Below are 10,754 nucleotides of genomic sequence, written 5' to 3'. Positions count from 1 at the left end.
TTTACATATAACCTATTTACGAACGATGCCTCAATTCCTTGGCAATAACCAAGAAGTCCGGCTAGTTGTAATCTGTTTTTATTATCAAGATGGTCTACTTGATGCACCATAGCTCTTATCCGGCGTTTAAGTTCTCTGCCAACAGAAAGCTGTCCATCAGGTGTTAATATGACACCAGTGACTTTTCTGCGTCGCTTTTTGGAACTATGGCAAGTTTTTCGGTGATTAAGGTGGAGATGGGCAGGACAATCTAACTCACGCAGAATTGTGGCGACGGCAATCGGTATTTTACTTAAAAGATTTGGAGACGAGGTAGAGAAGTACAGATCATCGGCATAGCGTGTATAAACTAGGCCACTTTTAACGGCAAGGTCATGAAGTTTTTCATCTAAGTGATAGCAGATTACATTCGTCAGCATCGGTGAGCTTGGAGCACCAATAGCCACACGTGTGAATCGACATAAACATAAAATAATAAAATTGTAATCTTCATCAGAGAACAAATGCACTTTACGTAATAAATTTTCAGAGCGCTTAAGAAATAGGCGAACATCATTATTGCGTATGGAAGGAAAAAATTCTTTGATATCTAGGCGAAGAATATAAGCATTGCGACAATGTGCCTCAGCATGTTTTTTAATGCTATAATCTTGGCGATAGGCATACGCAGAAGGGTGAATAGGTAAAATAGATAATACTCGACGTGATATCCAACGCTGAATTGCTTTTAGGCTAGGAGCCGGTTGATGAATCCAGCGTTTCCCACTACCATTGCGCTTATCAACAGAATATCTGCGATAGTTAAATGAAGCTTTATGAGCTATTTGAGATATATCATGCTCGGCTAGAAGAAGCTCGCTTGCCGCTACTTGAATAAGTGAAGGCTCATTTAGTGGCATAGATATGCTCCAAAGCTTCCCGTGCAGCTGGTATCCTTTGAATGACATCTAACATGCGAGCCCGCTCAAGCGATAAATCAAATGAAGGCATTTTGGGTGGTATTAACAATGGAAAAAGAAGCCTTACTCTTCAAGCCGGCAAAAGCTACCGTTTCGTAATAGCAACTGAAGAAATTTGTAGTTAGTACGTTATTCTTTCATGACTCCCGTGATGGGTGCATAAAAAACTAAATTTAATAGGCTCCTCTCTATTAGTGCGACTCTGAAGCCGAGGACCATAAGCAGCGCGAAGTATCTGAGTGGCGCATTGGTCCTAGGCAATCTTGAAGCATTTTAAGCAAAAAGAGCAGCAATTTAAATGCCAAACAATAAAGTTATGGCAAAAATGTGCTGGCCAAAAAATCACTAAGGAACAGGCTCGCGAAAGTATTGAGAATATATCTGAATTCATCAGTATAGTAAAAGAGTGGCAAGTTAAAGTGAGCTCAACGGCCAATGAAACTGCTCGGATGCATAACGATGCACCGAGGAAATTATGCGAAAAGGAAAAACAAAACATAGTACTAAAAAGTTAAATTTTAATAGCTTTAACAAATTATCAAGACGCAACAAATTGCGCGGTAGTACAGCAAAAATACACCATAATAAAACAGATGATACAAAATTAGCATGCAATATTTTAGAAAATGATAGAGTACCATATTTAGGACGGCTTCTTCGTGAAGAAAGACGTATTAATGGTATTACGGGCAATGATTTAGCTAAAGTATTAATTTGTGATAAGGGTACTGTTAGCAAATATGAGTCTGGTGAAATACCACGATCGATAAAACAATGGCGCCATATGATACAAATAGTTCCTCTTATAGCCCGTTATAAAGGACTTTCAAAAATAGAAAAAAGTACTATTAGTGTTACTGACTTTATTAAAAAAGAGAAGAATGAAAAAAATAAAAAGACGGATCTATTACAGTTAAAGCTTGATCGATTAACGTGTGTAGCAGAACCATCTAATCGCAGAACCAACTTTGATAGTATTAAAAAACAGATGGCTGGTAATTTTTCTTCAGATGAAAATTATAAAACCATAGTACACATAAAAGAATTTGATGTGCACATTAGTTGTCGTCCTACTGATGAAAAAGGTCAAAAGAAAAGAAAGTTTATTCGTGTCGATTTTGGCTCGAAGGCTTTAGATTCACCATTGAATATTCGCAATGTTTTTAAGATTTTTATTTGCCCATATGTAAAGAAAAAAAATATTTGGTTAACACGAGTGGATCTTGCTATTGATTACCCTTTAGATATTGCTGCATTTTATTTTGATAAGTTCTTTGGTCGTTACACTTGGAAGTCTTGGGTTGGTCGCGGTAAAAATCTTTATATGTTTTTTGGTGGAGATAAATCTGAGTTAAAATGCAAAATTTATGATAAAGCCCATGAACGCCGCAATGCTGGGAAAATCCCATCTAGTTTTATTCTAACTCGTACTGAAGCAATGTATCAACCTCGTGATGCATTTAAATTGGTTGATATAACAAACAAACTAAAGAACGTTTTTGAACCATTTGATATTTATAAATTATCAAATATATCATCTTTACCAGTACCACAGCAGTATATTGCAATGCTTGTCGAAATATTTGGTCGTAATGCGATAGAAAAAATGACATCCAATAAGGATTGGCGCAAATTCGTAAAAGTCTTACAAGCAAATACCACTATCAGTAATTTTCCCGGGCCAGAAATTATTTTTATGCACCAGTGGCACAAACTGGCCAATCGTTTTCTTTCTGATGCCGGTCTTCGTAAAAATAAAAGATCCTAGTGTATTTGATAGTTGTGGCAAATTTTAATTTTATTAAATTAAATATATGTTTTTACTAGGGAAAAATAAATTGTCTATGACGCTTATATGTAGCATAGGTCTAAAAACTGAAGCGCACTAGTGTATCAGACATCGGTAGCATTAATTTCCACGTATTCGGTTATTAGCTATGCGTTTGCCATTAATAACCGTGAGAAGTGAGCGTACAATATCTAAAGCGGCTTGCTGAACATCAATAGGCTTATCATCGAGCAATGTTACAAGTGCTCGTAATGTAGCTGATAATTCAGGCTCATTTTCTGAGAAAAGTTCGCTTGGTGGTACCTCAAAAGCACGCGCTAATTTAAGCAAAGTCGATAAACTCGGTGTACGTCTTCCACCTTCGATTTTTCCTACAGCATCAATTGTTAAACCTGAACGTTGAGAGACTTCACTCAAAGTAAGTTTATTGTCTTTACGCAACGCGCGAACCCGTTTTCGTATGCGTTCTTCAATTTCAGTGCGGTTTTTGCGGATTTTTTTTGATTTTGCCATTTCATACAAATCATATCGATATCCAATACAGTCGTATTTAGGACAGAATGCTTAAATAATATGGCATATGGTATTTTTATGAGAATTTACGTAAAATCGCTTTGTGAGAGGAGAAAAGAAATGTTTACATTGAGGTTAACTATAGCAATTGCCATCGTTGTAAAGAACAACATCACACGATGCTTTATCGTGGTATTAATATTAGCAACACTTGCATTTTCAGGATGTGCAACATTTAAAGTTAAAACTAATGAATACTCTAGCCTTGTTAGTACTCGTGCTCTTGATCCTATTCGAGTGACAAAACCAAAGATCGAAAAGTGTATGCTAAATAAGCAAATTCTTCAATGTTCAGTTACAAATATAACATCATGCACGCCAGTGTTTGAACAAACAAGACATAGATTTGCTGATATCGAACGTGAGGTTAATGGCAATGTCATTACCGATTTTCTGAACAACGGCGTTAGTACTAAAGAGCGCGATTTAACGCTTGGTGTAGAATGGACAAGCGGAGTGCTTGGTGCCATAGCTGCTGGTGCGGGTGCGATAATGCTAGCTAAAGGTGGCGTACATTGTAGCACTATTAGAAGAAGTGGTGAACCAGAGCGGCAAAGATGTATTGACTACAATACTCATGGTAAAGCTTTAAGTGGTATCGGGGCTGTATTATTAACTATTCCAATAATTGATCTCATTCGTTCATTTGATACTACCAAAGATCTAGGTATTACGAAATCAACTATAAAAAATCAGGCAAGTGATTGCAGTAGATATCCTTCAGTAAATACATCTCTAACGGCTAAATGGACAAATGGGCACACTAACACGGGCACGACGGATAAGGCTGGATACGTTGCATTTAAAATGTCACCTGATTTTCAGCCACCAAAAAAAGCAAAAGAATTTTGGGCAACGATATCCATAGAAAACCAAACGAATAGCAACGCTTTTAACTATATACCGACAACTACCGAATTAGAGAATTTTATTGCTGAACGCAAAGCTGCCAAGGAAGCAGCATATAAAGCACAACTAGAAGCAAAACAACGTGCTTGGCCTACAGAAACAGCAAAACTACTTGATAATGTAGAAATAAAAATACCGGTCTCATTAGATGAAGCAACCGCAATATGGATGAAGATAGAAGATGCTCCTGATACCCCAGAAGCACAGAAGGTTTTAGAGAGGATCCGAAATTTAGAAATATATCTGATTAAAAAATGGGTTAATCGCGCAAAACGTGAGTATAAAAAGAAGCAAGTCACACACTATGTCGTATCATTAATGCATATTGTAGAGTTAAGCAATAAATCACGCGAGTCTGCAAGGTATGTAAAATTGCGCCAAAAAGCATTAAAGTATATTAGAGACATTGTGCCTATGTTGTTAAAACTTAACCCGCAACCAAAAGGTAAGGATTTAAATTCTTATGATGTTGCGCTTTCTTTATTGGTCGTTGTAAAAAAAATAATGCAAGAAACCGGTGCGAAGACTGATGAGGTGGATAAAATTGCACAAAAACATGTAGAGTTAGAAAATGCTCAAAAGGAAGATAAGCAAATAGCTATTATAGCAAAAAAGGCTGGATGTAATGAACGAGTTATTAGTGGACTAGTAGTAAAAGAACTTGAGCCGCATTTATATGAATTTGTTGATGCAAGAGGAAGACATGCACTTGTTTATACATACAAAACAAGGTTTGAAAATGTTGGATCATTTAAGTTATGTGTTTTTCGAAAAACAATGTGGAGTGATGTCGCGACTTCGGTAGGATTTATTCAGCGTTGGCCGATGTATATTGAAGACCCTGATAATATGATACATTGAATTTAAAGTATGTGCAGGTGTCTCCCTCCCCTAATAACATCGCGCGCGCGGGCAAGATCTTTTTGAACGCAGACGATTTTTACTTAATAAAATATTGCCTGGCTTATGTATGCAATTGAATTTAATAATATGCAGGCGCTTTCGGTAGAGTGTTTGCAACTATAAAATAATACTGCCCATAAATTACATTAAGTATGCGTAGCGCTAATCAGTTTAAATACCAACAATAAATTACCCCGGCAACATGAAAGGCAAAAAGATGACTGTAATAGGAGCAAGGGCGAAAGTGTATCCATTAAGTAACGTTTACAAAAATAATAATAACATCATAAAAATATGGCTTAATACTCTTAATAGCCGTCGTACACGCGATACTTATGGTGAAAGTGTAAGATTAGCATTTAAATTCATGAAAAGATTGCATTCAAACCAAGTAACAATTGAAGATGTAGCCGCCTTCAAACAATCAATGTCAGGTAAACGGCCAGCTACCGTAGCTTTGAGACTTAGTGCTTTAAGAAGTTATTTTAAATTTGTTGTTGCGAATAATTATGCAACATTTAATCCTACTCTTAATGTGCCAATACCACGTATACGTCATAATTCACCACGTGCTATAACTTTTAAAGAAGCAAAGACAATTACTGAACAAATAAATCTTATGTGTGATATTGGTAAACGTGATGTTGTAGCAATTGCATTATTGTTTGGTGGATTGCGTGTAAGTGAAGTGGCGCGGCTTAACATTGGCGATATTTCGTTAGAGCAACAGGACCATGAATCGTTCACTAGAGTGCGAGTGATTGGCAAGGGAGCAAAACCACGTGTAGTAGATTTGCCACAACATGTTTATAACTTAGTACTACGATATATCGAAACACGCGATGACTCAATTAACACGAATTCACCTTTGCTTATCGCTAAAATTAGTGGCTACCGCAAAACATCTGCTCGCATGAGTGCCGATCGTATATATCGCCAGTTTCGACGATATGCACGAAAAGCTAAAGTTAAAATAACTGGTAGCCATGTCGGACGTCACACTTGGGCAAAACTTGCCGAAGAAGGTGGTGCAAAACTTATGGACGTAATGGAGCATCTCGGTCATGCTAACCTTAATGTTACCGCCAATTATTTACGACGATTGAGTGGCAGACGTAATCCGGCGTATAGTTGTGTGCCAAGCCTTGTATGAATATTATGCATCATCGAAAAAATACCGGTACCCGGTACTTATTTAGGTAGTAATGGTATATGGAGAAGAGGCGGGGTTACTATGAAAGAGTTGCTTATAAAGGTTTTAACAATAAAGGACATACCACTTAGGCCAGTACTGCTGTTTTGGTTTGTCTCAGGATTTATTCTTTTACTACCTGAACAGTGGTTGTCTCATCTTCATGTAAACAAATTATTACAATCCTATGGGAAGTGGTTCGGTATATTATTTATTGCAAGCACAGCTATGTTAATAATAAAAATAATCTTTAAAGTCATAAGAAAAATTACCAATATACACATTAAATCCTTAGCTGTTGCATATCTAAAAAATATTGATAGAGAGGAACAATCTGTGTTGCGTGAATTTTATATTACTAACCAGAATACAATTGAAATGCCTACAGATGACCCAGTAGTTGCTGGGCTTTTAAATAACGGAATTCTTTATAGAGTCAGTGCGAATGGACTAATGAATATAACAGGGATGTTATTTCCGTTAGCAATTTCAGAATTTATTCAACCATATCTTACTAAAGAGATTTTAGATATACCAAAAGAAATAGATGACGCCAAGCATCAAGCTCTGATTAATAACCGACCACCTTTCGTTGAAAGAATTTCAGCACATAGAGATCTTCGCTATGGCCGATGGTAGATACATTCACACCACCTAACTCACATTAGTCGGTGTAATTTTGAAGTTATTGTTTATAAGCCATAGAAGCCCATAGACGCTTAAAAATTTCAATTATCCGTATAAACCGGTGTTCTTAACCCTAAAAAGCGCTCTGAAGGGCTTTGTAGATCATTTAACGAAGGTTTTTTTGCCTCATTAAAGCTGTAATTTTATTAAAATTGAATATTAATGCCTAAATAACGCATCGCATAATGATGTTTATTTCCACCTCTCTCACTCGATTACTCAACTCTTAACGACAAAAGGAAAGGTGACCCATGTTTACTAATGGTCTTGTTCACAATTCTTCTAACGCTCAAAAACATAATGAAGATCTACTCATTGATGTAAGCAAACCCGCTAATGAAATCGGTTTCAACGTTCAGGTATTATTAACTCATAGAATTTGGTGTCAGTATATTGTTTGTAATCAGCACACACAAGCATGGGGGATAAATGAAGCTACTCGGTTATGTGAAATACTCTTTACGCTGTTTCGAGTGGCTATGCGTCGTGGCAATACAAACATAATTATCTTTCGTGTACGAATTTCTTTGAGCAATCAACAAACTAAAATTATGAAATTTAAGGCAGTGATTGGCCCAGATAAAAATGGTATCGGTGTAATTACAATTATGCTGCCAATAGAAACACCGTATAATTTCTCGCGCTAAATTGCTTGTTGTTACTTAGCTGCTTATCAATATGGTGCTACCTATATTTCGCTGAAGCCTGCAACAGCCGCATTATCACATTCAGGCATGGCGGTTGCTCCGGCTATTATATTTAATAGCAGCGCTGAGTTGACTAAAGAAGTTAAAGTAACTTTTAGCTTTAGCCCTGACGCTGTAAATTTTTTAGCTAGCAAAGAATCGGCAATAAACTTGGTAGCTATATATGATGACCAAACTTCTTGGCAGCAAATAAGTAAAATTACTATCGACACTGAGCAACATCTTATTAGTGCAACGATTCAGCCTAAACACAGTGCCACTATACAAGCAGTTGTTTTAGATAGCGACAGCAGCTTAGTTGCCACTAGCTTACCTTTAAGTGATTTACAAACAAGTTTAGGTCTTGCTGGCCAAAGTAGTCAGCTAGCTGATCTTGATGTTGGTTTTAATGGCGATTGGCGAGCCTTGCTTCAGCACAACGGCAATAGTCAACAGTTTACCGCCTTAGCTCGTATACCAAGCAATTCTTGGCGCGAAGTTGAGCTACCTACTGCTATAGCTAGCGCAAATAAAGTATCAATAAACGAGTTGGCTAATAACAATACACCCAATATTGTAAGTAGGTTCACCGCAATCACGAGTGGCTCAGCATATAATTTAACCTTGGCAGCACAATGTAATACACCTCGTGGTGAAAGTGCTTGCAGCGAGACAACATGCGGTTGTCATATTATGGCGCTTGATTGGCCTGGCAATATAGAGCAGCGCTGCGAAACAATGAATACACCAGAAAGTACCGAAGATAACCCAGTTAGGTTGAGTGAAATTTTGCAACTTAGTGTGGCTTTAAATCCGCAAAACAATAACGCACCAAAACCGCAAGTTACAAGTATGGCAATTAGTTATGAGGCATTAGTCTTTAGCGCAATTAGTGATGGTATTGGCAGTCGTATTGAGGCATATAATTTAAGTGATGCTAGTTTAACCCTGCCGCTGGGCACGCCAATAGCGAGCCAGCAGACAATAGTAATATTATTAGAAGGTCAAACCACAGAAGATATTCCAATCGGTCAAATTGAGCATATAACTCTAACGCCTAAGTCACGCTACGAAGCCTTTGATGGTTTGGTATTATTTACAGATATTATAAACACTACTGATTATCGTATTCGTGCAGCAAATTTTTCACCACAAACAAAAAAGATTGCAGGTTGTGAAATTGCACCAGGCGCAATCATCACTTTGTTAGGTGGTGGTGAGCAATCACTTAGTGAGCAAGCGTTAAGTAATTGTCAGCGACGTACTGAATTAAAACTCGCCAAAGTAAATGGTTTAACTGCCAATATTACGGGCGGTGTTGTATTTGCTGCTAATGATAAGTTATGGGCTTTAACTCCAAAAGGCTTTTTAACTTTATTGAGTGGCGATGACCAAGGTGGTTGCAGCGCTACTAGCGTGCGCACTACTTGTTTACACGATGTGGTAAATGTTGCCCTAACTCGCCTAGATGAAATAGTTGTTAGTACTAAGCAAAACATTGTTAAAATAGGCGTACCCTATACATCTTGTAAGTATACTAAACGTAATGCCTATATAGGGCCTGGAACTTCTAGACTACAAAGTTGCAATACTACTTTGTATACGGCTGCTAATATTTTGCCAGACCCAACCTTAGCGTATTTTGCAATGATTAATAACAATGAGGCAAATGTAACAATTGATAGCCTCACCTTTAGTCGTTCATCACAAAACAATATTGCTAGCGAACTTGCTGTAGTTGGCAGTGCAAATAACACCGGTGAAGTAGTCGCTCAGTTTACAAAACCGACATCTGATATTGTTACAGCTATAGTAACAAACAAAGCTTATTCAGTATCACTACCGCTATCAGCAAGTGCAGAATATCAAGGTAAGATAGCGGCAAATGCTGCAGCAATTAATTATGCTAGTTTTATCTTACGCCTAGATGATATTGACGGCGATGGGCTTAGCTATGAACTAGATAACTGCCCGTTAAACGCAAATACTTATGTAGTCACAAATGAGCTTGCTTGTTTGGTGCAAGAAAAGCATGCGCAAATAGATGGTGATAATGACGGTATTGGTGATGTTTGCGATATCTGCCCGAAAGATAAGCTTAACGATATTGATAAAGATAATCTTTGCGCCGAAGTAGATAACTGCCCCAATGTTGCTAACAGCAATCAAAGCGATGTTGATGGTGATGGCATGGGTGATGCTTGCGAGACTAATGCTGCTGCCAATGACCCTAATACCCATGCAGGTGCTATAGAAATTTGCGATGGGCTAGACAACAACGGCAATGGTCAAATTGACGAAGGTTTAGGTTGTGAGGTGTGCCAATGAGAATAGATTTAAACAAAACAATCGATTCAGTAATAATCATCTGCGCTGCAATATTTTTAATACCTTCAACATCTTTCGCACAAGAAGACTGCACACCTGGTGATATGCGTGTTTGTGCAAGCGCATATGGGCTAGTTTCAATACAACATTGTATTGGCAATAATAACGCTGCTAAAAGAATATGTACTGTTGAAGATGCAAGATATAACAACATTGGCGCAGAATATATGGCTTGTAATTGTGGCGGTAATTCATATTGTTTATGCCAGCCAACCGGTGCTTGTTGTGCAATGGAGAATATGGGTGGTGCCCCAACTATAGAGATCACCGATGGCTGTTGCGGAACAGCATGTTTTAAAGGCCAATGGGATGAATGCGAGCCAATTGAACCACCAGACCCTGATGAATGCGATGAAGACACAATAGGAAATCCAACTAATGTAATTACTGGTAACGTTACCTATAGCGTTAACAATGCCGATGTTGAAATACATGATGGCAATGATTTGCTGAGCATATGGCGAAAATATTCATCGCAAGCCGCCATGCCGCAATCAACAAATACAAGTGCGTCTTTAGCCACCATTAATTGGCCCTATTTATGGTCGCCTGGTTGGTCGTATAGCTTTGCCTATACGTTGGCTTATCGTGAAAATAATGGCTCAGGTGATACTTTGTTTTTACGATACCCCAATTTCAAAACAGAAGTTTTAGCGGGTTCAACCGTA

General features: G+C 37.8%; 10 protein-coding genes. 8 read left to right on the top strand and 2 right to left on the bottom strand.

Going from position 1 to position 10,754, the window contains the following annotated elements; genetic code table 11:
• On the bottom strand, positions 1–899 hold an 899-nt coding region (locus JW841_11905), incomplete at its 3' end, for a retron St85 family RNA-directed DNA polymerase (GenBank protein MBN1961642.1).
• A gap of 41 nt (positions 900–940) precedes the next feature.
• On the opposite strand from JW841_11905, the gene JW841_11900 reads away from it, so the two are divergent.
• On the top strand, positions 941–1,084 hold the full coding sequence (locus tag JW841_11900; protein MBN1961641.1) for a hypothetical protein: 144 nt from the start codon (positions 941–943) through the stop codon (positions 1,082–1,084).
• Positions 1,085–1,434: 350 nt separating this feature from the next.
• Positions 1,435–2,727 carry a helix-turn-helix domain-containing protein gene (locus tag JW841_11895; protein MBN1961640.1) on the top strand — a complete coding sequence of 431 codons (1,293 nt, stop codon included), beginning with the start codon at positions 1,435–1,437 and terminating at the stop codon, positions 2,725–2,727.
• 141 nt (positions 2,728–2,868) lie between these two features.
• Here the strand turns inward: JW841_11895 and JW841_11890 are convergent, their stop codons facing one another.
• Positions 2,869–3,261 (bottom strand): helix-turn-helix transcriptional regulator, encoded by a 393-nt coding sequence (locus JW841_11890; protein MBN1961639.1) that lies wholly within the window; start codon positions 3,259–3,261, stop codon positions 2,869–2,871.
• A 120-nt stretch (positions 3,262–3,381) separates the two neighbouring features.
• Between JW841_11890 and JW841_11885 the strand changes: the two genes are divergently transcribed.
• The 6 genes from JW841_11885 to JW841_11860 all read left to right on the top strand — a co-directional run.
• Entirely contained in the window at positions 3,382–5,091 is a 1,710-nt protein-coding gene (locus JW841_11885) for a hypothetical protein (GenBank protein ID MBN1961638.1), read from the top strand.
• Between the two features lie 286 nt (positions 5,092–5,377).
• Complete coding sequence (locus JW841_11880; GenBank protein ID MBN1961637.1) at positions 5,378–6,286, top strand: tyrosine-type recombinase/integrase; 909 nt, start codon at positions 5,378–5,380, stop codon at positions 6,284–6,286.
• Between the two features lie 81 nt (positions 6,287–6,367).
• Positions 6,368–6,964, top strand: coding sequence for a superinfection exclusion B family protein (locus JW841_11875; GenBank protein ID MBN1961636.1), 597 nt, complete (start codon positions 6,368–6,370; stop codon positions 6,962–6,964).
• A gap of 299 nt (positions 6,965–7,263) precedes the next feature.
• On the top strand, positions 7,264–7,659 hold the full coding sequence (locus tag JW841_11870) for a hypothetical protein (GenBank protein MBN1961635.1): 396 nt from the start codon (positions 7,264–7,266) through the stop codon (positions 7,657–7,659).
• A gap of 87 nt (positions 7,660–7,746) precedes the next feature.
• Positions 7,747–10,026: a thrombospondin type 3 repeat-containing protein gene (locus JW841_11865; protein ID MBN1961634.1), complete on the top strand. Its 2,280-nt coding sequence runs from the start codon at positions 7,747–7,749 to the stop codon at positions 10,024–10,026.
• The coding region (locus JW841_11860; GenBank protein ID MBN1961633.1) for a hypothetical protein at positions 10,023–10,754 on the top strand (732 nt) is incomplete at its 3' end. The genes JW841_11865 and JW841_11860, both read left to right, overlap by 4 nt.

Source organism: Deltaproteobacteria bacterium (assembly GCA_016931625.1).
Taxonomy (GTDB): Bacteria; Myxococcota; XYA12-FULL-58-9; order XYA12-FULL-58-9; family JAFGEK01; genus JAFGEK01.
The sequence above is the reverse complement of the archived record's forward strand: the minus strand, read 5'-3'. Positions and strand labels throughout refer to the sequence as shown.

Bases quoted from the DNA above. Each gene is read 5' to 3' on its own strand.
- JW841_11875 (MBN1961636.1), top strand. From the start codon at position 6,368: ATGAAAGAGTTGCTTATAAAGGTTTTAACAATAAAGGACATACCACTT.
- JW841_11885 (MBN1961638.1), top strand. From the start codon at position 3,382: ATGTTTACATTGAGGTTAACTATAGCAATTGCCATCGTTGTAAAGAAC.
- JW841_11890 (MBN1961639.1), bottom strand. From the start codon at position 3,261: ATGGCAAAATCAAAAAAAATCCGCAAAAACCGCACTGAAATTGAAGAA.
- JW841_11870 (MBN1961635.1), top strand. From the start codon at position 7,264: ATGTTTACTAATGGTCTTGTTCACAATTCTTCTAACGCTCAAAAACAT.
- JW841_11900 (MBN1961641.1), top strand. From the start codon at position 941: ATGACATCTAACATGCGAGCCCGCTCAAGCGATAAATCAAATGAAGGC.
- JW841_11895 (MBN1961640.1), top strand. From the start codon at position 1,435: ATGCGAAAAGGAAAAACAAAACATAGTACTAAAAAGTTAAATTTTAAT.
- JW841_11865 (MBN1961634.1), top strand. From the start codon at position 7,747: ATGGCGGTTGCTCCGGCTATTATATTTAATAGCAGCGCTGAGTTGACT.